General features: G+C 63.9%; 27 protein-coding genes. 15 read left to right on the top strand and 12 right to left on the bottom strand.

The window, feature by feature from the left end; genetic code table 11:
- Positions 1 to 124: 124 nt before the first annotated feature.
- Positions 125 to 874, top strand: coding sequence for a phosphate/phosphite/phosphonate ABC transporter substrate-binding protein (locus ACGYLC_RS03630; protein ID WP_394421736.1), 750 nt, complete (start codon positions 125 to 127; stop codon positions 872 to 874).
- A 3-nt stretch (positions 875 to 877) separates the two neighbouring features.
- On the opposite strand, the gene ACGYLC_RS03625 is transcribed toward ACGYLC_RS03630, so the two are convergent.
- The gene (locus tag ACGYLC_RS03625) at positions 878 to 2,149 is read right to left on the bottom strand and encodes an RsmB/NOP family class I SAM-dependent RNA methyltransferase (protein ID WP_394421735.1); all 1,272 of its coding nucleotides are present in this window, start codon (positions 2,147 to 2,149) and stop codon (positions 878 to 880) included.
- 97 nt (positions 2,150 to 2,246) lie between these two features.
- Between ACGYLC_RS03625 and ACGYLC_RS03620 the strand changes: the two genes are divergently transcribed.
- Positions 2,247 to 2,549: a DUF1674 domain-containing protein gene (locus ACGYLC_RS03620; RefSeq protein ID WP_394421734.1), complete on the top strand. Its 303-nt coding sequence runs from the start codon at positions 2,247 to 2,249 to the stop codon at positions 2,547 to 2,549.
- A 5-nt stretch (positions 2,550 to 2,554) separates the two neighbouring features.
- Here ACGYLC_RS03620 and ACGYLC_RS03615 read toward each other — a convergent pair whose 3' ends face one another.
- Both ACGYLC_RS03615 and dapB read right to left on the bottom strand, forming a co-directional pair.
- Entirely contained in the window at positions 2,555 to 2,914 is a 360-nt protein-coding gene (locus tag ACGYLC_RS03615; RefSeq protein ID WP_394421733.1) for a dihydrodipicolinate reductase, read from the bottom strand.
- Between the two features lie 80 nt (positions 2,915 to 2,994).
- The gene (dapB, locus tag ACGYLC_RS03610; RefSeq protein ID WP_394398804.1) at positions 2,995 to 3,813 is read right to left on the bottom strand and encodes a 4-hydroxy-tetrahydrodipicolinate reductase; all 819 of its coding nucleotides are present in this window, start codon (positions 3,811 to 3,813) and stop codon (positions 2,995 to 2,997) included.
- A gap of 96 nt (positions 3,814 to 3,909) precedes the next feature.
- On the opposite strand from dapB, the gene rbfA reads away from it, so the two are divergent.
- The 9 genes from rbfA (at position 3,910) to ACGYLC_RS03565 (ending at position 12,101) form a co-directional block, all read left to right on the top strand.
- Positions 3,910 to 4,353, top strand: a complete 444-nt coding sequence (gene rbfA, locus ACGYLC_RS03605; RefSeq protein WP_394421731.1) for a 30S ribosome-binding factor RbfA — start codon at positions 3,910 to 3,912, stop codon at positions 4,351 to 4,353.
- Entirely contained in the window at positions 4,350 to 5,096 is a 747-nt protein-coding gene (locus ACGYLC_RS03600; protein ID WP_394421730.1) for a phosphodiester glycosidase family protein, read from the top strand. The genes rbfA and ACGYLC_RS03600 overlap by 4 nt, the downstream gene beginning before the upstream one ends.
- A 78-nt stretch (positions 5,097 to 5,174) precedes the next feature.
- Entirely contained in the window at positions 5,175 to 6,101 is a 927-nt protein-coding gene (gene truB / locus ACGYLC_RS03595; protein ID WP_394421729.1) for a tRNA pseudouridine(55) synthase TruB, read from the top strand.
- A gap of 6 nt (positions 6,102 to 6,107) precedes the next feature.
- Complete coding sequence (locus tag ACGYLC_RS03590) at positions 6,108 to 6,644, top strand: DUF1643 domain-containing protein (RefSeq protein WP_394421828.1); 537 nt, start codon at positions 6,108 to 6,110, stop codon at positions 6,642 to 6,644.
- A 62-nt stretch (positions 6,645 to 6,706) separates the two neighbouring features.
- A complete protein-coding gene (locus tag ACGYLC_RS03585; RefSeq protein WP_394421728.1) occupies positions 6,707 to 7,669 on the top strand; it encodes a calcium-binding protein in 963 nt (320 codons plus the stop codon).
- Positions 7,670 to 7,837: 168 nt separating this feature from the next.
- The gene (gene rpsO, locus ACGYLC_RS03580; protein WP_067266742.1) at positions 7,838 to 8,107 is read left to right on the top strand and encodes a 30S ribosomal protein S15; all 270 of its coding nucleotides are present in this window, start codon (positions 7,838 to 7,840) and stop codon (positions 8,105 to 8,107) included.
- 282 nt (positions 8,108 to 8,389) lie between these two features.
- Positions 8,390 to 10,531 (top strand): polyribonucleotide nucleotidyltransferase, encoded by a 2,142-nt coding sequence (gene pnp, locus ACGYLC_RS03575; RefSeq protein WP_394398794.1) that lies wholly within the window; start codon positions 8,390 to 8,392, stop codon positions 10,529 to 10,531.
- A 61-nt stretch (positions 10,532 to 10,592) separates the two neighbouring features.
- Positions 10,593 to 11,297 (top strand): glycosyltransferase, encoded by a 705-nt coding sequence (locus tag ACGYLC_RS03570; protein ID WP_394421726.1) that lies wholly within the window; start codon positions 10,593 to 10,595, stop codon positions 11,295 to 11,297.
- Between the two features lie 51 nt (positions 11,298 to 11,348).
- The gene (locus ACGYLC_RS03565) at positions 11,349 to 12,101 is read left to right on the top strand and encodes a glycosyltransferase family 25 protein (RefSeq protein ID WP_394421725.1); all 753 of its coding nucleotides are present in this window, start codon (positions 11,349 to 11,351) and stop codon (positions 12,099 to 12,101) included.
- Between the two features lie 7 nt (positions 12,102 to 12,108).
- Here the strand turns inward: ACGYLC_RS03565 and ACGYLC_RS03560 are convergent, their stop codons facing one another.
- The 4 genes from ACGYLC_RS03560 to ACGYLC_RS03545 form a co-directional block, all read right to left on the bottom strand.
- The gene (locus ACGYLC_RS03560; RefSeq protein WP_394421724.1) at positions 12,109 to 12,762 is read right to left on the bottom strand and encodes a peroxiredoxin; all 654 of its coding nucleotides are present in this window, start codon (positions 12,760 to 12,762) and stop codon (positions 12,109 to 12,111) included.
- A 186-nt stretch (positions 12,763 to 12,948) separates the two neighbouring features.
- Complete coding sequence (locus ACGYLC_RS03555) at positions 12,949 to 13,596, bottom strand: pseudouridine synthase (RefSeq protein WP_394421722.1); 648 nt, start codon at positions 13,594 to 13,596, stop codon at positions 12,949 to 12,951.
- Between the two features lie 48 nt (positions 13,597 to 13,644).
- Entirely contained in the window at positions 13,645 to 14,103 is a 459-nt protein-coding gene (locus tag ACGYLC_RS03550) for a GAF domain-containing protein (protein WP_394398784.1), read from the bottom strand.
- 74 nt (positions 14,104 to 14,177) lie between these two features.
- Positions 14,178 to 15,350, bottom strand: a complete 1,173-nt coding sequence (locus ACGYLC_RS03545; RefSeq protein WP_394421721.1) for a thiolase family protein — start codon at positions 15,348 to 15,350, stop codon at positions 14,178 to 14,180.
- An 87-nt stretch (positions 15,351 to 15,437) separates the two neighbouring features.
- Between ACGYLC_RS03545 and ACGYLC_RS03540 the strand changes: the two genes are divergently transcribed.
- The 3 genes from ACGYLC_RS03540 to ACGYLC_RS03530 all read left to right on the top strand — a co-directional run bounded on the left by ACGYLC_RS03540 (position 15,438) and on the right by ACGYLC_RS03530 (position 18,049).
- On the top strand, positions 15,438 to 15,776 hold the full coding sequence (locus ACGYLC_RS03540) for an STAS domain-containing protein (protein WP_394398932.1): 339 nt from the start codon (positions 15,438 to 15,440) through the stop codon (positions 15,774 to 15,776).
- 4 nt (positions 15,777 to 15,780) lie between these two features.
- Positions 15,781 to 16,245 (top strand): ATP-binding protein, encoded by a 465-nt coding sequence (locus tag ACGYLC_RS03535; protein WP_394421719.1) that lies wholly within the window; start codon positions 15,781 to 15,783, stop codon positions 16,243 to 16,245.
- A 226-nt stretch (positions 16,246 to 16,471) separates the two neighbouring features.
- Entirely contained in the window at positions 16,472 to 18,049 is a 1,578-nt protein-coding gene (locus ACGYLC_RS03530; RefSeq protein ID WP_394421718.1) for a gamma-glutamyltransferase family protein, read from the top strand.
- Between the two features lie 37 nt (positions 18,050 to 18,086).
- On the opposite strand, the gene hspQ is transcribed toward ACGYLC_RS03530, so the two are convergent.
- A complete protein-coding gene (gene hspQ, locus ACGYLC_RS03525) occupies positions 18,087 to 18,413 on the bottom strand; it encodes a heat shock protein HspQ (protein WP_067261750.1) in 327 nt (108 codons plus the stop codon).
- 306 nt (positions 18,414 to 18,719) lie between these two features.
- Between hspQ and ACGYLC_RS03520 the strand changes: the two genes are divergently transcribed.
- Positions 18,720 to 19,310, top strand: a complete 591-nt coding sequence (locus tag ACGYLC_RS03520) for a lytic transglycosylase (RefSeq protein WP_394421717.1) — start codon at positions 18,720 to 18,722, stop codon at positions 19,308 to 19,310.
- Between the two features lie 70 nt (positions 19,311 to 19,380).
- Here the strand turns inward: ACGYLC_RS03520 and ACGYLC_RS03515 are convergent, their stop codons facing one another.
- From ACGYLC_RS03515 to ACGYLC_RS03500, 4 genes are all read right to left on the bottom strand, one after another.
- Positions 19,381 to 19,986 carry an outer membrane lipoprotein carrier protein LolA gene (locus ACGYLC_RS03515; protein ID WP_209218459.1) on the bottom strand — a complete coding sequence of 202 codons (606 nt, stop codon included), beginning with the start codon at positions 19,984 to 19,986 and terminating at the stop codon, positions 19,381 to 19,383.
- Between the two features lie 175 nt (positions 19,987 to 20,161).
- Positions 20,162 to 23,086 carry a DNA translocase FtsK gene (locus ACGYLC_RS03510; RefSeq protein WP_394421716.1) on the bottom strand — a complete coding sequence of 975 codons (2,925 nt, stop codon included), beginning with the start codon at positions 23,084 to 23,086 and terminating at the stop codon, positions 20,162 to 20,164.
- Between the two features lie 12 nt (positions 23,087 to 23,098).
- The gene (locus ACGYLC_RS03505; RefSeq protein ID WP_394421714.1) at positions 23,099 to 24,283 is read right to left on the bottom strand and encodes an aminotransferase class I/II-fold pyridoxal phosphate-dependent enzyme; all 1,185 of its coding nucleotides are present in this window, start codon (positions 24,281 to 24,283) and stop codon (positions 23,099 to 23,101) included.
- Between the two features lie 121 nt (positions 24,284 to 24,404).
- Positions 24,405 to 25,739: an amidase gene (locus tag ACGYLC_RS03500; RefSeq protein WP_394421713.1), complete on the bottom strand. Its 1,335-nt coding sequence runs from the start codon at positions 25,737 to 25,739 to the stop codon at positions 24,405 to 24,407.
- Between the last annotated feature and the right edge of the window lie 37 nt (positions 25,740 to 25,776).

Genomic DNA, 25,776 nt, shown 5'->3' with positions numbered 1-25,776 from the left:
CATAACCGCGGCCCCACAATGAGTCACCGGATTTTCCCCGCGCGCCGGGGGATCGGCGGGGAACCGACGCTTGCCCCGGCGCGGCGGCGCGGCCTAAAGTTGACCCCCCCAAGCGGAGCCGCCGATGATCGCCAGCCTGATGATGTACCTGCGCCCCGAGACCGCCGAGGCGACAGGCCGCTACTGGGCCATGATCTCTGACGCGCTGCGCGCGCGGGGCACCCCGGCCCCGGAAAGGCTGAGCAATGATGCCGAGGAATTCGCTGTCTGGACCGCGCCCGACCTCGCGCTCTCCCAGACCTGCGGGATGCCTTACCGCCTTTGGCTGCACGACCGCGTCACGCTGATCGGTACGCCGGACTTTGGCGTCGAAGGCTGCCCGCCGGGGTATTACAACAGCGTTTTCGTGGTCCGCGCCAATGATCCCCGTGAAACAATTTCCGATTTCCGCGCCGCGCGCTTCACCTACAATCAGACATTCTCGCAATCAGGCTATGCCGCGCCACACGCGCATTGCCGGGCGCGGGGCTTTTGGTTTGAAAATCGCAGCCAAAGCCATGGGCACCGCGCCTCGGCAAAAGCCATCGTCGAGGCCCGCGCGGATATTGCGGCGCTGGATGCGGTGTCTTGGCGGCTGATCGAAAGCCATGACGCTTTCGCGGGCGACCTGCGGGTGCTGGAACGCACGGCCCCCACCCCCGGCCTGCCCTATATTGCAGCGGCGAATGCCGATGCGGTGGCGACCGCCGCGGCGGTGCGCGCCGCCATTGCCGGGCTCATGCCCGAAGACGCCGCCACACTGGGGCTGCGAGGGCTGATCGACATCCCAAAAGCGGCCTATCTCGCCGTGCCCTCCCCGCCCGACAGGGCATGAGGATTAGCTCTTGCGCAGACAGGCGATGTAGAACCCGTCCATCCCACCTTGATCGGCCCAGAAATCCGGGCGCAGGCGCAGCCCGCCCTCTTCGGTGTGCCAATCGGCCTCGACGCCGGGCACGTCCAACGCGGCGGTGTCGACGGTCATGTCGCCATGGCGCTCCAAGGCTTCGTCGACCTGCACCTCGCCCTCGTCCGGCAGCAGGCTACAGGTGCAGAACACCAACCGCCCGCCGGGTTTCAGCAAGCTCCAGGCATGGTCGATCAACTCGGATTGCAACTCGATCAGATCGCCGAATTCCGATCCATCCTTGGCATAGGGCAGTTCAGGATGGCGGCGGATGGTGCCGGTGGCGGAGCAGGGCGCGTCCAGCAGGATGGCGTCGAATGTGCCCTGCACGGCGCGCGCATCTTTGGTCAGCGTCTTGGCCTTCAGCCCGACGCGGGCGAGGTTTTCCTTCACCCGCTGCATCCGGGGGTGCGACTGGTCGACGGCGGTGACGACCGCCCCCGCAGCGGCAAGCTGCATGGTCTTGCCGCCCGGCGCGGCGCAGAGGTCCAGCACCGTCTCGCCCTCTTTCGGGGCCAGCACCCGCACCGGGATCGCGGCGGCGGCATCTTGCACCCACCAGTCGCCCTCGGCAAAGCCCGGCATGGTGGAGACCTGCCCGGCATCCGTCACCCGAACGGAGCCCGTCGGCAGCAGCGTGCCGCCCACCGCCTCGGCCAAGGCGGCAGCATCGCCCTTGGCGGTCAGATCGAGCGGTGCGCCCGCGAAATGCGCCTGTTCCATCGCGGCCATGGCATCGGTGCCCCAAGCCTCGGCCAGTGGTCCGCGCAGCCATTTGGGCAGGCGCGGCGCGCGCAGGCCATCCCATGCCTCGGGCCCCTGAGCGGCGATCTTGCGCAGCACGGCATTGGTCAGCCCCTTGAGGTGGCTCAGCGTGCGGTGTTGCGACACGAGGTTCACCATCGCATTGACCACCCCATGCGCGGCCCCGCCCTGACAAAGCTCAACCGTGCCGACGCGCAACACATTGCGCACGGTCAGCGGCGGCGCCTTTTGCAGGTGCTTTTGCAGCAACCGGTCCGCCCGTTCCAACCCGCGCAGCGTGTCCTGCGCCAGACGTTGGGCACGGGCGCGGTCATCCGGGGGCAGCTTGTCCAGCGCCCCTGCGGCAAGAAGCTCGGACATCAGCCGCGGCTCATCGCCCAAAATCTGATCCAGCAGATATACCGCGCTTCTGCGGGCCTGAACGCCTGTGTCTGCCATGGTCATGTCCTATCTGGGTCTCGTTTGAGGGGTTGCCGGGTTGTCTGGGCCAGCGGGCGACGTATATCAAGGGAGAACTTGGCTCAAGAGGACCATGATGCCCGATCAACGCCCCATTCCCGACAGCAAACCCGGCCCTGATCCCACGCCCAGCCCCGCGCCGGACCTGCCCCCGCAGCCCAAACCGGGGCCGAAACCGATCCCCGACACGCCGCAAGACCCGACGCCAGCCCCCGGCCCCGACCTGCCTGCCGCCGCCCAGCGCGCGTTGGCCGAGGCCGCCGCCCGGCGTGAGGCGACAGCCGCGCTCGACATGCCCACCGAACTTGGCGGACGCGATGGGCCAGAGCCTGTGCGCTATGGCGATTGGGAAAAGAAGGGCATCGCCGTCGACTTCTGAGCGCCTTAGCGCAGGGTCAGTACCGCCGACTCTCCCGCGCCCCTGTCAGAGGTGAAGCGGAGCTTCGCACCATCGCGGGCGACCAACTGGCAGTTATAACCCAGATCCTTGCCGCCCCAGACCAGCGTGCGGCAGAAATAGCCGTCTTTCCACGACCACTTGCCGGTGACCTCCCAAACCGCGCCCTTGCCGGAAATGCTCCCACCAGAGGTGACCCGCAGATCGACCAGCGGGCGGGTCAGCCTTTTGCCATTCACCGCGGCGATGAAGTCTGACTTGTTTTGAATACGGGCATATTCCGCCGCAGCGGGCAGACCGACAGCCGCAAGCATCGCTGTCACGGCCAGTGCAAAGGTAATCTTCATCGAAACCTCCCTTGGGGGTGAGTTGCCTGAGGCACTCACGTAGCCGAGGAAGGTAAAGTTTCAGATAATTTGCCTGCGCCTCAGCCCTTCAGGCCCAGCACATCCAGCATGTCATATTCACCTGGCGCTTTGCCTTGCCCCCAAAGCGCGGCCTTGAGTGCCCCGCGGGCGAAAAGCGCGCGGTCCGAGGCGACATGGCGCAGGATGATCCGCTCTCCGGCGGCGGCGAACATGACATCATGTTCCCCCACGATATCGCCGCCCCTAATCGCGGTGAAACCGATATCGCCCTTTTGCCGCGCGCCGGTGATCCCGTCGCGGCCCCGGTCCGAAACATCCGCCAGTTTGACCCCGCGCCCTTCTGCGGCGGCTTCGCCCAGCATCAATGCGGTGCCCGAGGGGGCGTCGACTTTCTGATTGTGATGCGATTCGATGATCTCGATGTCGTAATCCACGTCCAGCGCGGCGGCGACCTGTCGGGTGAGCTGCGTCAGCAGGTTCACGCCAAGGCTCATATTGCCCGCGCGGACGATCACGGCCCCCTGTTCGGCGGCGGGGGCAAGCTGCGCGATCTCATCCTCGGTCATGCCGGTGGTGCCGATGACATGGACGATCCCGGCCTTGGCGGCTTCACCGGCGAAAGCGATGGTAGCTTGCGGCGCGGTGAAGTCGATCACGGCCTGCACCTTGCCAAACGCCTCTGCCGCATCGTCTGTCACGGTCACGCCCAAAGCCGTGCCGCCCATCGCCTCGCCCAGATCGCGGCCGATCCAGTCATGGCCCGGACGCTCCAGCGCCGCGGCCAGATGCATTTTGTCGCTGGCGATGATCTCACGGATCAACATTTGGCCCATGCGGCCAGAGGCGCCGGTAACGGCAATGCCGGGGGTCTGTGTCATACTCGGTCTCCTGCGGTTCTGGCCGTGACTGGCAGCGCCGGTTTAGCCCGTCGCGGAGCGCTTGGCAAAGTGCAACCGAAGCTCTAGATGGGGGGCATGGCAAAGAACAAGTTTCATGAGGGCCCCGGCCCGTCGCAACGACAACTCCGCGTGGGCGAAACCGTCCGCCGCGCCTTGTCCGATGTTCTCGCACGCGGGGATGTGCATGACACCGATCTCAATCGGATGTCGATCACCGTGGGCGAGGTGCGCATCTCTCCCGACCTCAAGATCGCCACGGCCTATGTGCTGCCCTTGGGCGGGGAAGGACAGGACGAGGTTCTCAAACTGCTGGCCCGCAACAAAAGCGAATTGCGCCGTCAGGTCGCCAAGAAACTCACGCTCAAGTTCTCGCCCGATCTGCGCTTTCAGTTGGACCAGACCTTTGACCGGATGGACGATACCCGCCGCATGCTGAACCAAGAGGTGGTGCGCCGCGATGCGGAGGCCCCCGATGACGACGGCGCCGGCGCTAGTGCCGACGGCGCGCCGGATCAGTGATCCGCGCGGGCCTGATCGCATTCGCGCTTCTGGCGCTGAAAGGCACGCCTGCGGACGCTGCCGAATGCCGCAACATTACCTTTGACGGCAGTTCCTACACGATCTGCGAAGTCGATCTGGAGCGGGATGACCTGCGGCTCTTTCTCAACAATGACGCGGGCGCGCCCTATGGGTTCTTCGGCTCGCTCGATGAGGCGCTGAAGGCGCAGGGGCTGCGGCTTGGCTTTGCCATGAACGCAGGCATGTACCACGAAGACCGCTCTCCGGTTGGGCATTACATCGAAGAGGGGGTCGAGGCGCGCGGCGTGATCGACAGTGCTGGCCCCGGCAATTTCGGCCTGCTGCCCAATGGGGTCTTTTGCCTGCGCGAAGGCCGCGCCGATGTGATCGAGACCAAGCGCTATCTCAAGGCCAAACCGAACTGCCGCTTTGCCACGCAATCGGGGCCGATGTTGGTGATCGACGGGGCGCTGCACCCGCGATTCCTGCCCGACAGCACTTCGCGCTATATCCGAAACGGGGTTGGCACCACGGCTGATGGCAAACGCGCGGTTTTCGCGATTTCCAACGACGTGGTCACCTTTCACGAATTCGCCCGGCTTTATCGGGATGAGTTGGACCTGCCTAACGCGCTGTATTTTGACGGCAATATCTCGCGCCTGCGGGCACCGGGCCTGCGCCGCAGCGGGGCGGGTTTTACCACCTTGGGGCCGATCGTAGGCATCGTGACGCCCGCAAAGTAAGCTTTTCCGCGCATGGGGGCTGGGCAGCGCGGCGCGGCTCCGATAGAGGGCAGCACCACAAAAGCGAAGGGGCAAGACATGGCACGCAAACGCAAGGGTCGCGATATTTCCGGTTGGCTGGTGGTGGACAAACCCGCTGGCCCCACCTCGACCGCCGTGGTCAATAAGGTCCGCTGGGCGCTGGAGGCTAAGAAGGCGGGCCACGCAGGCACGCTCGACCCCGAAGCGACTGGTGTTCTGGCCATTGCCTTGGGCGAAGCAACCAAGACCGTGCCCTATATCACCGACGCGCTCAAAGCCTATGAGTTCACCGTGCGGCTCGGCATCGCCACCAATACCGACGACGCAGAGGGCGAAGTCATCAGCACCTCTGACCTGCGCCCCGATGACGCCGCGATCAAAGATGCGCTGAACGGCTTTATCGGTGACATACAGCAGGTGCCGCCGCAGTTTTCCGCTGTGAAGATCGACGGACAACGCGCCTATAAACGCGCCCGCGACGGCGAGGAGATGGAGATCGCCGCCCGCCCCCTCTGGGTAGAAAGCCTGCTGCTGGTCGACCGCCCCGATGCCGATCACGTTACGCTTGAAATGGTCTGCGGCAAGGGCGGCTATGTCCGTTCCATCGCGCGTGATCTTGGGCAGAAGCTTGGCTGTCTCGGCCATGTGCGTGAATTGCGCCGCACATGGTCCGGCCCCTTCGAGGCGGCCAACGCCCTCACGCTGGCGCAGGTGGACGAACTGGCCCGCTCGCCGGAACTCGACACCTATCTGTTGCCGCTGGCCGAAGGGCTGGCTGAGTTGCCCGAGGTCAAAGCCACCCCCGAAGGCGCCACCCGCCTGCGCAACGGCAACCCCGGCATGGTCATCGCCCATGACGTGGAATATGGCAATGAATGCTGGGCCTCGCTCGACGGGCAGCCCGTCGCCGTGGGCCGCTTCAAGGCGGGCGAGCTGCACCCCAGCCGGGTGTTCAACCTGTCACCGGATGCGAATGAGGGCTGAATGGCCCTGATCACCCGCAGCCACACCAAGGGCGACGCGCCTTCGACCGCGGTCTACTCGGCGTGTGAGCAATACCGCTACAGCCTCACCCGGGTCTGGGAGACAGGCGCGCCACGGGTGATGTTCGTGATGCTGAACCCCTCCACCGCGACCGAGGTGCAGAACGACCCGACGGTCGAGCGGTGTGAGCGTCGGGCGCGGGTGTTGGGCTTTGGCGGCTTCCGGGTGACCAATATCTTCGCTTTCCGCGCCACCGACCCGCGCGACATGCGCGCCGCCCCCGATCCCGTCGGCCCCGACAATGACGCCACGCTGGTCGAGGGGGCCGATTGGGCCGACCGCATCATCGCCGCTTGGGGCGTGCATGGTGCTCATCTGGGCCGCGGTCTGGCCGTCGCGGCTCGGCTGGCTGAGGGGGCAAAACCGCTCTATCACCTCGGCCTCTCCAAGGCCGGGCATCCGCGCCATCCGCTTTATCTGCCCTACACCCAAGAGCCGGTTCTGTGGCAGCCCGAGCCCCCAGCGCGGGCAGGCATCGGTTAACCATTTCCCCGCTATTCCTTTGATTTTACGGCCACGACATGCCCTTTTGAGGGAGGGATGATGTGTGGGGCATCAAGCAATCAACGGTGGAACGGCGGATGTTGTGGCTGGCTGGAGTAATGGGTCTGATGGCGGTTGGCGCCGTCACTTTCGTGGAAATCGAAACACCGCCGGAGGACGCGTTGCCGGAGGGGGACAGCCCGCGCGGCGACACCACCACGGTCGGAGATATCCTGTCGGGCAGCGATGACGGTGAGACGGTGCAGGGCGGCCCCGGCGACGACCAGCTTGGCGGCTACGGCGGGGATGACCTGCTCCATGGCGGCGACGGGAATGATGACCTGCACGGCCATGGCGGCAACGATACGCTTCAGGGCGGCGCGGGCGGCGACATCCTGCATGGCAATGACGGGGATGACGACATTTTTGGCGGCGCGGGCAACGACAGCCTCTTTGGCCATAACGACGATGACTTTCTCTATGGCGGGGCGGGCGACGATGCGCTGCAAGGCTCGGCGGGGGATGACCTGCTGGAGGGCGAAGCCGGAAACGATGCCCTGCAAGGCGGGCTTGGCGACGATGCGCTGCGCGGCGGCGCGGGCGAGGATACGCTTTTTGGTGGCTGGGGCGACGACACGCTCACCGGGGCGGATGACCTACAAAACACCGATTTCCTGAACGGCGGCAGCGGCGACGACCTGATCGTCGCGGGCGCCGGGGATGTGGTGACTTCGGGCGACGGCACCGATCAGATCGCCTTGGGAGACTGGATCGGCCAAGGCGGGGCGGCGCAGATCACGGACTATCACGCGGCGGACGATTCGCTGCTCTTCGTCTGGGACGACAGCAGCGCGGACGGGGCGGAACCGCCGCTCTCGATCCTGCCCGACCCGGAGGATGCGGGCCAAACCCTCGTCCTGTTGGACGATATCATTGTCGCGCGGGTGGCGGGGGACAGCGTCACGCTGGACGATATCGCGCTGATCCCGCTCTCTGCGGCCTTCGACCTCGGCCTCGCGGCCTAAGGCGGGCCGAAGCCCATGCGCAAATCACCCTTTGCCAAAGGCGAAAATTCCTCCTATACGCCCCCATCGCCTGCTGATTCCGTCAGCGGGTGATATCTCCATGGGCCTGCGCTGGACGACATCCCGGCCTGTGCCATCCATTTTAACTCTTTTCGAAAGGAGACCCCGATGTCGATCACCGCTGAAGAAAAAGCAAAAGTCATGAAAGAATTCGGCACCAAGGAAGGCGACACCGGTTCGCCCGAAGTTCAGGTCGCCATTCTGACCTCGCGCATCACCACGCTGACCGAGCACTTCAAGACCCACAAGAAAGACAACCACGGTCGCCGTGGTCTTTTGAAAATGGTCGCGACGCGCCGCAAGCTGCTGGATTACGTTAAGGCCAAAGACGAGTCCCGCTATCAGGACCTGATCAAACGCCTCGGCCTGCGCCGCTAATCGCGCGCAAGCCGCCGGAAGTTCCGGTGACAGGACGACCAAAACCTCCCGGCCCCCGCCGGGAGGTTTTTTGTTGCGACCAGACCGGGGAGCGCTGCGGCGGAAAGAACCCGCCGCTTATGGCCCCGGGGCGACAGAACGCTTCCCATTTGCCATGAAAACATGTATGCCCGCGCAATCTGAAATCCGGCGCCCGGACTCCAGCGCCTGAAAAAGAAGATACCGGAGTCAGGGGCAATACGGCCCCTATGCAATGGCCAATGGGCCAAAAAGGAAACGTAGATGTTTAATGTAACGAAAAAATCGATCCAGTGGGGCGAAGAGACGCTGACACTGGAAACCGGTAAGGTTGCCCGTCAGGCGGACGGGTCGGTGATTGCCACGCTGGGTGAGACCAGCGTCATGGCCAACGTGACGTATGCACGTCAGCAAAAGCCCGGGCAGGATTTCTTCCCCCTGACCGTGCACTACCAAGAGAAATACTACGCCGCCGGCAAGGTGCCGGGTGGCTTCTTCAAGCGTGAGGCCCGCCCCACCGAGAAGGAAACCCTGACCGCGCGTCTGATCGACCGTCCGATCCGCCCGCTCTTCGTCCCCGGCTTCAAGAACGAAGTTCTGGTGATGTGCACCGTGCTGAGCCACGATCTGGTCAACGACCCCGACATGGTCGCAATGATCGCCGCCTCCGCCGCGCTTACGCTTTCGGGCGCGCCCTTCATGGGTCCGATCGCGGGCTGCCGTGTGGGCTACGAAGGTGGCGACTATGTGCTGAACCCGACCATCGACGACATGCAAGACCTGCGCCTGAACCCCGACCAACGCCTTGACCTCGTGGTCGCCGGCACCAAGGACGCGGTGATGATGGTCGAATCCGAAGCCTATGAGCTGTCGGAAGAGGAAATGCTAGGCGCGGTGAAATTCGCGCATGAGCAAATCCAGCCGGTCATCGACCTGATCATCGATCTGGCCGAGGAAGCCGCGAAAGAGCCTTTCGACTTCCAGCCCGAAGACTACTCCGATCTGTCGGCTGCCGTGAAAGCCGCTGGCGAAGACGAAATGCGCGCCGCTTTCGCGATCGTGGACAAGCAAGAGCGCACCGCCGCCGTTGCAGCCGCCCGCGAAACCATCAAGAGCAAGCTCACCGAAGAGCAGCTTGAGGACAAGAACCTCAGTTCCGCGATGAAGGGTCTTGAGGCCAGCATCCTGCGCGGTGACGTGGTGAAAACCGGCAAGCGCATCGACGGCCGTCGCACCGATGAGATCCGCGACATCGTGGCCGAAACCGGCATCCTGCCGCGGACCCACGGCTCAGCGCTCTTCACCCGTGGTGAGACCCAAGGCCTCGTTGTGACCACGCTCGGCACCGGCGACGATGAGCAGTTCATCGATGCGCTGCACGGCAACTTCAAATCGAACTTCCTGCTGCACTATAACTTCCCGCCCTACTCGGTCGGCGAAGTGGGTCGCGTGGGTCCTCCCGGACGCCGCGAAGTCGGCCACGGAAAGCTTGCATGGCGCGCCCTGCAGGCGGTTCTGCCCGCGGCAACAGACTTCCCCTACACCATCCGTCTGGTTTCCGAGATCACCGAATCCAACGGCTCCTCGTCGATGGCCTCGGTCTGCGGTGGCTCCCTGTCCATGATGGACGCGGGCGTGCCGCTGAAATCGGCCGTGGCCGGTGTGGCGATGGGTCTGATCCTCGAAGATGACGGCTCCTACGCGATCCTGTCGGACATCCTGGGTGACGAAGACCACCTTGGCGACATGGACTTCAAGGTTGCGGGCACCGAAGCCGGCATCACCTCGCTGCAGATGGACATCAAGGTCGCCGGCATCACGCCCGAGATCATGGAGAAAGCCCTGGCCCAGGCCAAAGAAGGCCGGATCCACATCCTTGGTGAGATGAACAAGGCGATCTCGGGCGCCGCGGACTTCTCCGTCCACGCCCCGCGCATCGAGACCATGCAGATCCCGACCGACAAGATCCGTGAAGTGATCGGCTCGGGCGGCAAGGTGATCCGCGAGATCGTCGAGGTTTCCGGCGCCAAGGTTGACATCAACGACGAAGGCACCATCAAGATCGCCAGCCCCAACGGCGAAGCGATCAAGAAAGCCTATGACATGATCTATTCGATCGTGGCCGAGCCTGAAGAAGGTGCCATCTACACCGGCACCGTCGTGAAGATCGTCGATTTCGGCGCCTTCGTGAACTTCTTCGGCAAGCGCGACGGTCTGGTGCATGTCTCCCAGATCGAAAACCGCCGCCTGAACCACCCTTCGGACGTTCTGAAGGAAGGTCAGGAAGTGAAAGTCAAGCTTCTGGGCTTCGACGATCGCGGCAAGGTGCGCCTGTCGATGAAAGTCGTCGATCAGGAGACTGGCGAAGAGATCACTGCCGAAAAGAAAGAAGCGGCAGAAGGTTAAGCAAAACCTGCTGCGGACCCTCACCGGGGTCCGCAGCTCCCCCCTCAGGGCAGTACGAGACATGCGCGCAGAAGATCTGGTCACGATTTGCATCACCATGGGGCTGCGCCCCGATGTCTTGCAACAAACACTCGAAAGCCTCGGCCCCGAGCTGCGCAAGCTTCCGATCATTGGCATCAACGACTTCGGCGATGCCGAAACCAGCGCGGTCTTCGACCGGCTCTGCCCCCACGGACAACGCATCGATCTGGGCAAACAGGTCGGCCACCACCCCGCCGTCGATGCCATGTATGCCAAGGTGCGCACACCTTATGTCTTTCACATGGAAGACGATTGGGAGTTCACCCGCCACGATTTCCTCGACGATGCGCTACGGCTGCTCGAAGCGCATCCCGATGTTTCTTCAGTCTGTTTCCGCGACACCGATAACTTCTTCATCGAAGACGCGGCCCGCGCCCAGATCGTCAGCGAGGAATGCGCCGGGATCCCCTATGCCCGGATGGATGCGCTCAGCCCCAAATGGTATGGCTATACCTTCAATCCGCATCTGGCCCCGCTCTCCCTTTGGAAAGAGGTCGGCGGCTTCAGCGGTTTCAAACGCGAAAGCCACATCTCGCGCCAATTGCGCAAACAGGGTAAATTCACCGCTTTCCTGAAACCCGGCGCTTGCCAGCACATCGGCTTTGTCAGCGTCGCCCACAAACCGCCCTCCGCCTTCAAACGGTTCAAGAACTGGCTGCGCGGCAGACCCACCCCCAAAGTTTAACCCGCAAAGGCCTGTCATCGCCCCGCGCGCCACAGGAATGAGGTCATAACGATGCCACAGCGCCCGAAGGGATTCGTCATCAATCTGGCCGCCTCCCCCCAGCGACTGGAGAGCGCCAAGGCCGAACTGGACGCCGCACAGATCGAAGCCGTCCGCGTGGATGCCTTCGACGGGCGCGAGATCGATCTGGCCCAATTCGCCCCCTATGACGATGGCAAAGCCCGGCGTTTCATGGGCCGGTCAATGACCCAAGGCGAGGTCGGCTGCTACGTCTCCCACCAACGCGCCGCCACAGCCTTCTTAGAGAGCGGCAATGAACTTGGCTTCGTCTTCGAAGATGACATCGCCTTGCAGCCCATATTCCGAACCGTCGTGCCAGAACTCATAGAATGGCTGCGCCCCCGCGCCGATTGGCACTGCGTGAACCTGGGCGCGACACGCCTGAAAATCACCAGCCCCATGGCCGAAGTCGCAGGCGTGTCGCTGCTCCGCGCCCATTACTTTCCAATGCTCGCCCATGCGCTGATCTGGAACCGCGCCGGGGCCGAGGCCTTCCTCGCCGCCTCCGAACCTATCTTCTGCCCTGCGGATAACATGCTCAGACAGGTGCTGACGCGCTCCGACATGGGGCTCGCCACAGCCCAAAGCCTTGTCACGGCGGGCCGGTTCGACAGTGACATTTCCGCCCGCTCAGGGGGAAACAGAGGGCAATACCGCCGCTCCCCCCTCTACGGCCTGCGCAAACAGCGCCGCCTATTGCATGAAAAAGCGATGGCCTTCGCCCATAAGCTTCGCCATCGCTAACGGCACATCAGCCCGGCAGCTGCGCTTTGCGCAAATAGGGCAACACCGTCTCAAACGCCCCGAACTTCGCCTTGGCGTCCTCATCCGACACCGTCGCGGGGATGATCACATCCTCACCCACCTGCCAATCCGCAGGCGTCGCCACAGCGTTCTTCGCCGCCGTCTGCAACCCGTCCAAAGCCCGCAGAACCTCGGCAAAATTCCGGCCCACATTCATCGGATAGGTCATGCTCAGCTTCAACTGCTTATCCGGCCCGATGATGAAAACCGACCGCACCGTGGCGCTGTCATTGGGCGTGCGGCCATCGGGCAAATAGGCCTCGGCAGGCAGCATATCAAAGGCCTTCGACACCTCCAGCCCCGCATCCGCGATAATCGGAAACCCGGCCTCGGCGCCTGCAACCTTCTCGATATCGCCCTTCCACTTCTTATGCTCTTCAACACCGTCGACACTGACGCCGATCACCTTGGTGCCGCGCTTTTCCCACTCTTCGGAAAGCCGCGCCACGGCGCCGAACTCGGTGGTGCAAACAGGGGTGAAATCCTTGGGGTGGGAGAACAGGATCGCCCAATTGTCACCGACGAACTCATGCAGGGAAAAACTGCCCTGATCGGTTTCGACTGTAAGATCGGGAATAGTGTCGTTGATACGCAAGCCCATGATATCCTCCGGGTCAATCTGTGAACAGATAGATCAGAGGTAATCGCAAACCCCGCCGGTTTCACCCCCCCGATCGCCACAAAGCCCAACTTCACCGCAGCGCCACGGCCCCCCTTCTCCTTCATCCTTTCTCAAATACCAATCCCGCCCCCACCTCACGGCGCAAGGCCGGGCACGGAGCACCCCTTAAAAAGGCGCCTTGGCGCGCACCTTCGTGGATGCGCCCCCCTGCGGATGGTTGAACCGCAATTCCTCGCTATGCAGCATCAACCGCGGGAAATCCCGTGCAGGCCCCGTGGCATAGAAAGGGTCGTCCAAAATCGGATGCCCAAGCGCCAGCATATGCACGCGCAGCTGATGGCTGCGCCCGGTCTTGGGGAACAGCCGAAGGCGCGCGGTCTCCCCATCGGTCTTGACCCTCTTCCAATCGGTCTGCGCGGGCTTGCCGGTCTCATGGCAGACCTTCTGCCGGGGGCGGTTGGGCCAATCGACGATCAGCGGCAAATCGACACTGCCGGATTTCTCCTCCGGCACGCCCCAGACCCGCGCGACATAGGTCTTGCGCGTCATACGCTTTTCGAACTGCAACCCAAGGTGACGCTGCGCATGGGGCGTCAGGGCAAAGATCATCACGCCCGAAGTGTCGCGATCCAGCCGGTGCACCAGCAGCGCTTGGGGAAAGACCGCCTGCACCCGTGCGATCAGGCAATCGGCCAGATGTTCGCCCTTGCCCGGCACGCTGAGCAGCCCTGAAGGTTTGTCGACCAGCAGAACTTCGGCATCTTCATGCAGGATGACCAACGGGTCCTGCGGCGGGTTGTATTCGCTATCCATCACTCCCCCTCGCAGATGCGGCCCTGCGGATCAAGCGGGGCGTGGCTGTCAGCCGACGGCGGCGAAACTCGCCTTGAGGATCGCGCTCAGCGCATCGGCATCGGCTTGGGTGAAGGCATTCGGCTGGTCGCTGTCGATGTCGAAAACTCCCAGCAACTCCCCCGCCCCGTTCCAGACCGGCAGCACCAATTCCGAGCGTGTCGACGAAGCACAGGCGATATGGCCCGGAAAGGCATCGACATCCTCAACCAATTGCACCTCGCCAGTCCGCGCCGCAGCCCCGCAGACCCCGCGCGAAAAGGGGATCACCAGACAGCCGTGTCCGCCCTGATAGGGGCCGATCTTCAACAGTTCGGGCGCGGTCACCCGGTAAAAGCCGGTCCAGTCAAAGCGGTCATCCGCGTGATGCACCTCACAGGCGATGGTGGCCATCAGGGCCACGGCATCGTCTTCGCCCTCGGTCAGGGCGGCGATGGTCTTGGCAAGGGTTTGGTAGTCGACAGTCATGGCGATACTCTTATTTCAGACGGAAAAAGGGCGGCAGGCCGCCCCCCCTTCGATAGGTAAAATGACCTGAAGGCTCAGGGGCGTTCGATCGCGATGGCCGTGCCCTCGCCGCCGCCGATGCAGATCGCCGCGACACCGCGCTTCAGCCCACGTTTTTCCAGAGCGTTCAGCAGGGTTACCATGATCCGCGCGCCCGAGGCGCCAATGGGATGGCCAAGCGCACAGGCGCCGCCGTTGACGTTCACGATGTCATGGGAGAGGTCCATCTCATGCATGAAAGCCAGCGGCACCACGGCGAAGGCTTCGTTGACCTCCCACAGATCGACATCTTCTTTCTTCCAGCCGATCCGCTCCAGCAGTTTTTGCGCGGCGGGGACAGGTGCCGTGGTGAACAGCCCCGGCGCTTGGGCGTGGCTGGCGTGACCGACGATGCGGGCGCGGATGTTCAGCCCCTTGCGCTTGGCGCTCTCCTCATCCGCCAACACCAGCGCCGCCGCGCCATCGGAAATCGACGAGGAATTCGCCGCCGTCACCGTACCGCCCTCGCGGAAGGCCGGTTTTAGCTGGGGGATCTTCTCGGGCCGGGCGCTGGAGGGCTGTTCGTCGGCACTGACCGTCGTGCTGCCGCGGCGCGAGGTGACCTCGACCGGGGCGATCTCATCCGCGAAGGCGCCGCTTTCCTGCGCCTCGATGGCGCGCGACAGCGACGCCAGCGCGTAGTCGTCCTGCGTCTCGCGGGTGAATTGGAACCGTTCGGCGCAATCCTCGGCAAAGGTGCCCATCAGGCGGCCCTTGTCATAGGCGTCTTCGAGCCCGTCGAGGAACATATGGTCGATCACCTGACCGTGCCCCAGCCGCGCGCCGCCGCGCATCTTGGGCAAGACGTAGGGCGCGTTAGTCATACTCTCCATGCCGCCCGCGACCATGACATCGGTCTGGCCAAGCGCGATCTGGTCGAAGGCCATCATCGCCGCCTTCATGCCCGAGCCGCACATCTTGTTCAGCGTCGTGGCAGGCACCTCTTCGCCCAAACCGGCCTTGAACCCGGCCTGACGCGCGGGCGCTTGGCCCTGTCCGGCGGGCAGCACGCAGCCCATCAGCACCTCTTGCACCTCGGCAGGATCCGTCTTGCCCAAGGCCGCCTTGATCGCGCTGCCGCCCAATTCCGCGGCGGTCAGCCCCTCGAAGGCTCCTTGAAAACCGCCCATCGGGGTTCTGGCTGCACCGGTTATCACGACATTGCGCATCACGTTCTCCTAGAGTTGCACCGCATACCAGTTGGTAAGGTTTTACGGTTAATCACGTCTCGAACTTCAAAGTCTCGGGGCATGTCTATGGAAGTTTCCGCCAAAACAGAAGACCGCTTTTGCGTGGTCAGCGTGCTGCATGACCGGATCGACGCCGCCGCGGCGTTGGAGTTCAAGGATGCATTGCGCCGTGCCGCGGCCCATGCGCCGCCGGTCGTGATCCTTGATCTGCAGCGGGTCAATTTCATCGATTCCAGCGGCTTGGGCGCGATCGTGGCGGCGATGAAACATCTGGCACCGCAGCGCGCGCTGGTGCTGGCCGGGCTGACCCCGGCGGTGGAAAAGGTCTTTACCCTCACCCGGATGGATCGGGTCTTTGGCATTTTCCACACGCTTGACGCCGCCCTCACTGCGCATCGAGAGTAGCGCCATGCGGCTCTCCGCCGCGCGGTCCGCGCTCTGCCCGTTCGAGATCACCGTTCACAGCGGCCCGCAGGCCGCGCGGGAGGCGCTTACGCTTTTGCTGGATGCGCTCAGCTGCCTGTCGCTCGGGGCCGAGGAGGTCTGCGTGGTGCGCTTGGTGGTCGCCGAGATGCTCAACAATATCGTCGAACACGCCTACCCCGATCCGCACCACCCCGGCCCCATCCATATCGCCTGCCATCACGCGCCCGACGGCCTGCACCTTGCCGTGTCGGACGAAGGGCTGCCAATGCCCGATCTGCAGGTGCCCTTGGGCCTGCCGCAAGAGATCGACCGCCCGATTTGCGACCTGCCCGAAGGCGGCTTTGGCTGGTTCCTGATCCGCGATTTGGCGAAAGACCTGACCTATCGCCGCTTGGCGCAAGAGAACCGGATCGACCTGCGGCTCCCGGTCGGGTTACCGCCGCGTTAACACCTGCGGCAGGGCGTCCCGCATATTTCTCAAAACAGCCCCGCTGGGATCACAATTGCGCCTTGGTTGTGGGTCATAAACGGGGCTGTAGCTGCATATGGCTTCCCTCGGTGCCGTGTTTAATAGCCCCCACCCAGTACGCGGTGCCGAGGAACTTCCCCCCGCATTGGCAGAACCGAAATCTCGGTCTAGGGTCACGCAGATACAATTCAGCGAGGGGCAGCACATGCGCGATTTTCACCTTCCCGGCCGGTCACCGGTCTTGGCCACCAACGGCATCTGCGCCACATCGCATCCGCTGGCGGCACGGGCGGCGGTCGATATCCTTGCACGGGGCGGCAACGCGATGGACGCGGCCATCGCCGGGGCGGTGCTGCTGGGGATTTGCGAGCCGCAGATGACCGGGATCGGCGGCGACTGTTTCGTGCTCTACTCCCCGGCAGGCAGCGAGGAGGTCCATGCCCTCAACGGGTCTGGCCGCGCGCCGGCGGCGCTGGACGCCGCCAAACTGCGGGACAAGGGCGAGCAGACGGTGCCGCTCCGCTCGGCGGATGCCGTGACGATCCCCACGGCCATCGACGCCTTCTGCCACCTCTCCGAGAGCACCGGCAAACTGGGGTTGGACGCCCTGCTCGCCCCCGCGATCCACTACGCCGAGGCGGGGGTGCCCGTCGCCCCGCGCGTGGCCTTTGACTGGGCCACCGATGGCGGTACCCTTCAGGGGCGCGCGCGGGATCACTTCCTCATCAACGGAAAAACACCCCGCACCGGCGACATCTTCCGCGCGCCGGGACAGGCCGAAGTGCTGCGCCGCGTGGCTGCAAAGGGCCGCGAGGCCTTCTACACCGGAGAGATCGCCGAAGACATGATCGCCAGCTTGCAAGCCGCTGGCGGCAGCCACAGCGCCGAGGATTTCGCCCAGGCCCGCGCAGAGGTCACGACGCCCGTGTCAGGCCAGTACAAAGACCTCGAAGTGGTCGAACATCCGCCCAACGGACAAGGGGCGACCGCGCTGTTGCTGATGAATATCCTCGATCACTTCGACATCGCCGGGATGGACCCGCTGGGGGCCGAGCGGCTGCATATCGAAGCCGAGGCGACCAAACTGGCCTATGACACGCGCAACCGCTTTCTGGCCGACCCGGATCACACCGCGCGGCTTGAGCACATGCTGGCGCCTGAGACCGCCCGCGCCCTTGCGGCCCTGATCGACCCCAAACGCGCCATGGCCGCCGCCGCCCCGATCAGCGAGGCGGTACATAAAGACACGATCTATATCACCGTGGTCGATGGTGACGGCATGTCGGTCTCGCTCATCTATTCGATCTTCCACGGCTTCGGCTCTGGCATCGCCTCGGACAAGTTCGGCATCCTGCTGCAAAACCGTGGCGCGGGTTTCACGTTGGAGGAAGGCCACCCGAATGAGCTGAAAGGCGGCAAACGCCCGATGCATACGATCATCCCCGGCATGATCCGCGAGAATGGCCGGGTGACCATGCCCTTTGGCGTGATGGGCGGGGCGTATCAGCCCTGCGGCCATGCGCGCTTTGCCTCGAACCTCACCGATTTTGGCATGGATGTGCAAAGCGCCATCGACGCGCCGCGCGCCTTTGCCGATGGGCAGGTGATGAAGGTCGAGCGCGGCTTTGGCGACGAGGTGCGCCAAAGCTTGAGCGATCTGGGCCATAGGGTCGAGGTGCCCGAAACGGCGATCGGCGGAGCGCAGGCGATCCGCATCCGCGAAGATGGCGTTCTGGAAGGCGCGAGCGACCCGCGCAAGGACGGCTGCGCCTTGGGCTATTGATGAAACGCCTGCGCGGGCGGGCAACGGCCCGCCGGGCTTAGTTCATCTGGAAATGCAGCGGATAGGCACCGTCGGTGAAAGGGCCGAACAGATCGGGGATATCGGGGTGGTCCACAGGCTCCCCCGAATAATCGGCGACGAGGTTCTGCTCGGACACATAGGCCACATAGTAGCTCTGATCGTTCTCGGCCAAGAGATGATAGAACGGTTGATCTTTCACCGGCCGGTTCTCTTCGGGAATCGCCTCATACCATTCTTCGGTGTTGGCGAATTCCGGGTCGACGTCAAAAATCACGCCCCGAAAGGGATGCTTCTTGTGACGGACAATCTGCCCGAGGTGATATTTTGCGCGTGTTCGTATCATAACATGCTGCCCCTACCCCTCGACGGTAGCCCTTTCAAGGGGCTTTTGTCCAATCACAGCGGCTCTGTGCGGGGAAACAGACTGTGAACGCTGCGCCGACAGTGGGTTTGCAGCGGCCCACCGCCCGGGGGCGCAACTGCTTTACCGGGCTCCCGCGAAATACCGCCTGCCCGCCGATGCGCTGTCAGCGCAATACCGCGCAGACTGCCGCGCATTTTCCCAATTTAGTGATGTGATGGTGAGGGTGAATCGGTTAAACTCCTCCGGAAAAAACGTCCCCTAACAAGAACGAGAGGCGAGAGGCAGATGAGCAAGCATTTTTGCGCAATGATGATCGTACTGCTGGTGGCATCCTGCGGCGGCGGGCCTCAAACGGCCCCGCGTGATCTGGATAACGCCTGCACGATCCTGAAAGAGCACCCCGAGTACCTGCGCGCATTCCGCGCGACCGAGCGGAAATGGGGGGTCCCCATTCACGTTCAAATGGCCACCATCCACCAAGAGAGCAAATTCGTGGCGGATGCCCGGACGCCGTTCAAATATGTGCTGGGCGTGATCCCAATGGGCCGCCAATCCAGCGCCTTTGGCTATTCGCAGGCTCTGGACGCGACATGGGACGAGTATCTGGAATCCGAGGGCCGCTGGCGTGCCAAACGCGACCGGATTCGCGACGCGAGCGATTTCATGGGCTGGTACATGAACCTGACGCGGGAGCGGAACGGCGTCTCGCTGCATGACGCCCGCAATCAATACCTCGCCTATCACGAGGGGCACACGGGTTTTTCCCGGCAAAGCTACAACAGCAAGGCGTGGCTGGTGGGCGTCGCGGGCAAGGTCGAATCCCGCGCCAAGCTTTATGAAAACCAGATCGCAGGCTGCCGCTTGAGCCGCTGGTAATCGCCAGCCGCTCCAATGCAAAACGCCCCGGCCTGATCAGCCGGGGCGTTTTTTGTTTCAGCAGGGCCGCTTAGCGTTTGCCGCCAGCCCGTGCGCCGCCGGTGTCGAACAGGCTGTTAGAGATATTGCCCCCCACCTGCATGTCACCCAGCACGACGGTAGTGGCGCTGCCATTGCCATCGTTGATGATCCACTGACGCAGCTGCACCGGGTTGCCGGTGAACTTCATCTGGATATTGCCATACTGCGGGTTGGCGGGGTCTTGGGCCGTGACCGTGGTGGCGGTGCCGTCGTAGCTGTGGCCTGTCACCATCTTGGCACGGCCCAGATTGACGTTATCGGCCAAGATGATCGACAGCGGGGTCCGCGCCAGCGGATAGGTTTCCGCCGGTTGGTTCGACTTCTTGTCGTAGATCACGACCGTATTCGCCCCGGCGACGACCAGCCCGGAATCCGGCGCGTTATATTCGAAACGTACCTTGCCGGGGCGTTTGATATAGATCGTGCCCGTGCTGATCGACCCGTCGTCATTGATCTGGGTAAAGTCGCCCTTGGCCGTGCGAAGCTGGTTCAGATAGCCCGAGATCTCGTTCAGCGACAGCTGCTGCGCCGCCGCCGCGAGGGGAGCCGATACGGCCAGTCCAACCGCCAGAATCGCAGAAGTAAGTTTACGCATGTTGTTCGTCCTGTGTTGCCTCACGTTCAGACATAGGGCGGGTGGCCGTGATATTCGATATCAGGGGGCGGTTTTTCGCTATCGCCGGCCTCCCCCCATAAAAAAACACCGCCGGGAGGGTGGCCCGGCGGTGTTTTTGTATGATCACCCCCGGCAGGGGAGGGGGCGGGTAGCTCTATGCTTGCTCCGGCACCAGAATCTCACGCTTGCCGACGTGGTTCGCCGGAGAGACCAGCCCCTCTTCCTCCATCTGCTCGACCAGACGCGCGGCTTTGTTATAGCCGATCGCCAGTTTGCGCTGGATGTAGGAGGTGGAGCATTTGCGGTCTTTGATCACCACCTGCACGGCGGTGTCATAAAGCGCGTCTTCGCTATCGGTATTGCCGCCGAGGCCCAGCACCGCGTCGATGTTGCTTTCCTTATCCTCCGACGGCCCTTCGACCACGCCCGAGACATAATCCGGCTCGCCGAATTGCTTGAGATGGTTGACGATCTCTTCGACCTCTTCATCACTCACGAAGGGGCCGTGGCAGCGGGTGATCTTGGCCCCGCCCGCCATATAGAGCATGTCGCCCATGCCCAGAAGCTGCTCGGCGCCCATTTCGCCCAAAATCGTGCGGCTGTCGATCTTCGAGGTCACTTGGAAGGAAATCCGCGTGGGGAAGTTCGCCTTGATCGTACCGGTGATCACGTCAACGGAGGGGCGCTGCGTCGCCATGATCAGGTGGATTCCGCTCGCCCGCGCCATCTGCGCCAGACGCTGGATGCAGGCTTCGATCTCCTTGCCCGCGACCATCATCAGGTCGGCCATCTCGTCGACGATGACGACGATATAGGGCAGCGCCTCGGGGGTGTTCTCCTCGGTCTCGAAGATCGGCTCGCCGGTGTCCTCGTCAAAGCCGGTCTGCACGGTGCGCGAGAACATCTCGCCCTTGGCCAGCGCCTCGCGGACGCGGCCGTTGTAGCCTTCGATGTTGCGCACGCCCATCTTGGACATCTTGCGATAGCGCTCTTCCATCTCGCCCACGACCCATTTCAGCGCCACGACGGCCTTCTTGGGGTCGGTGACAACCGGGCTCAGCAGATGCGGAATGCCGTCATAGACCGACAGTTCCAGCATCTTGGGGTCGATCATAATCATCCGGCATTCTTCCGGCGTCAGCTTGTAGAGCAGCGACAGGATCATCGTGTTGATCGCCACGGATTTGCCCGAGCCGGTGGTGCCCGCGATCAGCAGGTGCGGCATCTTGGCGAGGTTGGCCACGACCGGGTCGCCGCCGATGTCTTTGCCAAGCGCCAGCGGCAGGCGGTGGTTGCCATCGCCGAAGTCGCGGCTGGAGAGGATTTCGCGCAGGATCACCTTCTCGCGGTTTTCGTTGGGCAGTTCGATGCCGATGACCGAGCGGCCCGGCACCGTCGAGACACGGGCCGAGAGCGCCGCCATCGAGCGGGCGATGTCATCCGCCAGACCGATCACGCGGCTGGCCTTGAGGCCCGGGGCGGGTTCCAACTCATACATTGTGACGACCGGACCGGGGCGCACGGCGACGATCTCACCCTTCACGCCGTAATCGTCGAGCACGGTTTCCAGCATCCGCGCGTTTTCCTCCAAGGCCTCGTCGCTCAGGTGCAGGCGCTGCACGCTTTCGGGGCTTTCGAGAAGGCTCAGCGGCGGCAGTTCGAAACCGGGGTGCGTGTCCTCGAAGGTCAGGGTGGGCTGTGCTTCGACCTGCGCCTGTTTCGAGGGCTGGACGGGTTTGCGGGCGGGCTGCTGCACCACTTTGCGCGGCTCCGCCACGGGGATCTTCATCGCCTCGGGCGCGGGCGCTTGCTGCAATGGCAGGGTCTCAGATGCCACGGTGTCTTCGTAAGGAGCGGCCATCGGCGCTTGCGCTGCCGGTTCCTGAACCATCGGCTCGGGCGCCGGAGCGGGCGCGGGCTGGGCCTGCGGCCTGCGCAGCAGCGGCTCGGGGCGCAGGGTGGCGGCTTCGGCGGTCAGGGGCGGCTCGGCGCGCAGCGCGGCGGGCTGGCTGGTGTTCAACACCAACGGGTCCGGGCCACGGCCCCGTCCCTTGGTCAGCGGCGCGGTCGTCGGCGTGTGGATGGCATTGGCATGACGCACGCGGTTCTTGATCACATCGGCGATCTTGCTTTTGATGCGCTCTTCGCCCGGTGTCTCATCCACGATGGCATCGCTGTAGGTCTCGATCAGTTCCGGCTCGGGCATGTCGTCTTCGGCTGCGGGCCGTTTGATCAGCCCGGGCATCCGACCGAACAGGCTGCGCGGCTCGGCTTCGAGCTCCGCCATCGGGGCGTGCTGCGCGGCATAGCTCTGCTCGGCCTCCTGCGCGGCCCAGGCTTCGGCGTCTTCGGCTTCCTGACGGCGGCGCTCACGACGTTCGGCCTGACGGGCCGAGAGGTTCTGCGCGGCCAGGACGGCCCCATTGGCCCCACGGCCCAGAAGGGTCATCAGCCCGGCATAGGCCATGATCAGACCGACCAGCAGGAACCGCGCAATGCGGAACAACTCCGCCTTGGTAAAGCCCAGCACGAAGGCGCCCAATGCGAGAATTGCGACACCCATCAAAAGCGACATCAGCTTGACCGTCAGGGTCGAGCCGATGGGCAGGATCGTCAGCAGCGCACCCATGACGGTATCGCCAAAGAGCCCGCCCAGACCGAAGCTATGGGTCAGCAGCCATTCCTGACCGGGGGCCAGTGTAGCGGCATAGATGGCCCCAAGTGCGACGGCGATGGGGGCAAAGATCAGCCGCCCAAGCGCGCGGTCATCACCCTGATGCAGCGCGAAACGCCCGCCCCAGAACAGCAGGACGATGGCAATGCCCCAAGCGCCCCAGCCGACGATCATGAACAGCGGTGCCGCGATGGAGGCACCGATCCGGCCCATCCAGTTTTGCACCGGCGCATCGGTCGAGACCATCCAGTTGGGATCGTCCGGCGTGTAGCTGCCGATCATCATGGCGGCCATGATGCCCAACATGATCAGCGCCAGCCCCAGCAGTTCACGACCGCGCTTTTCGATTGCCTCGGCCATGTTGCTGTCTAGCAATGGATCGCGTCCCCGTGTCTGATATGCCATGTCGTCCCTCGCTTATGCCGAATACAGACAGTCGCGGATCGCTTCCAATCCGCGCGTCGTTTCGTCTTTTGGGGCCACCAAGGCGACCCGAATGTAATTCTGTCCGGGGTTCCCCCCGGCAACGTTCTGCGCCAGATAGCTGCCGGGCAACACCCGCACGCCGGTCTCGCGCCAGAGCTTCAGCGCCGCAGCCTCGTCATCCTCGACCGGCAGCCAGAGAAAGAACCCCGCCTCGGGGCTCGCATAGCCCGCCACATTGCCAAAGATGCGGTCGGCGATGGCGTATTTCTCTTGGTAGAGCGCGCGGTTCTCTTCCACATGCGCCTCATCCGCCCAAACGGCGGCGGCGGCCTGCTGCAAGGGCAGCGGCAGCGGCGCGCCCGCGTAGTTGCGCAACTGTTTGATCTGGCGCATCGTCTCGGCCCCACTGGCGGCAAAGCCCGACCGCAGCCCCGGCAGGTTGGAGCGTTTCGACAGCGAATGAAAGATCACCACGCGGTTGCGGTCGGTGCCCAACTCTTTGACCACCTCCAGCGCGCCGGTGGGCGGCGTGCCGCGGTAGATCTCGGAATAGCATTCGTCGGCGAAGATCAGAAAGTCGTACTTCTCGGCCAGCGCGATCAGATCGGCCCAGTATTCGCGCGAGGCGACCACGCCCTGCGGATTGGCGGGAGAGCAAAGATAGGCCGCCGTGGTGCGCCGCAGCACCTCTTCGGGGAGGCTCGCGAAATCGGGCAGATGTCCGGTCTCGGCAGTGGCGGGCACCATGATCGGGTCCGCCTCACCGGAAATCGCGCCGATCATATAGACTTGGTAGAAGGGGTTCGGCATCAGGATGGCCGACTTCTCCCCGTTCTTGGTGGGCGGGCAAAGCGCGATGACGGCGTTATACAGCCCCTCGCGCGTGCCATTCAGGGCCATCACCTCGCTCTCGGGGTCCATCTCGACCCCGTAGCGGCGGGCGATCCATGCGGTAATCGCCGCGCGCAATTCGGGCGAGCCGTCGTTCGGCGGGTAATTGTTGAACCCTGCGGCATGTTTCGTGATCTCATCGGTTACCCATGCCGGAAAGGCATGTTTCGGCTCACCGATGGTCATATGAATCGGTGTGCCGCCGCCCTCATGCCCATCGAGCAATGCGCGCAGGCGCGGCCACACGTGGGCCGGAAGGTTCGAAAACCGCTCGGTATACATCATCAAAACTGCCTCGGATCGGGATCATTTTCGCCCCGTTTGCCCCAAGGTACCCAAGGGCGCCTCTCCCGTCCAGAAAAACCGGGGAGTTTTGCCGCCCTTGTGGCTTTTCGGTCGTGCGCTCCTAGGCCTCGCGCAGGGCCGCTTCAGCCGCCGCACCAAGGCGCAAAAGCTGTTCTTCGGCCCCCGGTGCGCACATCAGAGAAATGCCGCAAGACGGCGTATCGGTCGGCAAGGTAAGCGCGCAAAGCCCCATGAGATTCGCGACTCGCGTGTTGCGCAGGGATAGGAGATTCTGCGCGAGGTAGTAGTCATGATCACTGTTCAGCCGTTCGATGTTCGGCGGCAGCATGGGCGCGGTCGGCACCAGCACCGCGTCATAGCCCGCCACGGCCCGATCATAGCCCGCCCGCGCCAGATCGAGCTTGGCCCAAGCGGCGACGTAATCGGGGCCGGAGAACCCCTTACCCAACCGGAAACGCTCAAGAATTTCGCCGAACATCGCTTCCGGGTCGGCTTCGATCACATCGCGCCACAGCCCATAGGCTTCGGTGGTGTAGAGACAGGAACTCAGCGGCATCGCCTCTTCGACTTCGGGCACGGCGATCTCGTCAACCGTGGCACCGGCCTCCCGCAACCGCGCCACCGCCGCGTCAAAGGCTGCTTTGGGCGCATCGGATAGCTCATCCATCACCACATTGGTCAGCACCGCGAAACGGCAGCCCTCCAACTCGCTCTCTTGCAGATCGGCGGGCTTGCCCCCCTCCAAGGCGGCAAGCAGCAGCGCCGCGTCTTCGACCGAACGGCAAAGCGGGCCAACCGTGTCAAACTTCCCCGCCAGCGGCACGGTCCCGGCAAGGGACACACGGCCTGCGGTGGTCTTGAGCCCCACCAGATCGTTCCACACCGCCGGAATGCGCACCGAGCCGCCAGTATCCGACCCAATCGCCGCTGCCGCCAAGCCAAAGGCGACCGAGGCCGCCGCGCCTGAGGATGACCCGCCCGAGACGCTGTCCGGCTCGTTCACACAAGGCGGGGTCGCGGTGCTGGGGTTATGGCCGAGGCCCGAGAAGGCCAATTCGCTCATATGGGTCTTGCCCAAGCAGACCAGCCCCAAGGCCGTCGCGCTGGCCAACACTTCGGCGTCGCTCTCTGGCACCCGGCCTTCCAACAGCTTGGAGCCCGCCTCGGTGGCCGTTCCGGCGGTATCGAAGAGGTCTTTCCAAGAGATCGGCACACCGTCGAGCGGTGACAGGCGCTGACCGTCGCGGGCACGCTCAGCCGCCGCGGCGGCTTCGGCGCGGGCGCGGTCAGCCGTGACGCGGGCATAGATACGGTCGCGCATCGGATGTGCCTCGATGGCATCGAGATAGGCATCGCAAAGCGCCACCGGGTCGATATCGCCCGCCGCGATCCCGCGCCCCAGATCCGCCGCCGTCATTTCCAACCATTCTTGCATGTCCTGCCCCTTCCCGCTGTTCTCGGCGAACCTAGCG

This window comes from Sulfitobacter sp. 1A12157, from assembly GCF_043557345.1.
In the GTDB taxonomy this organism is placed as follows: Bacteria; Pseudomonadota; Alphaproteobacteria; order Rhodobacterales; family Rhodobacteraceae; genus Sulfitobacter.
This window is presented reverse-complemented; position numbering and strand designations above follow the sequence as displayed.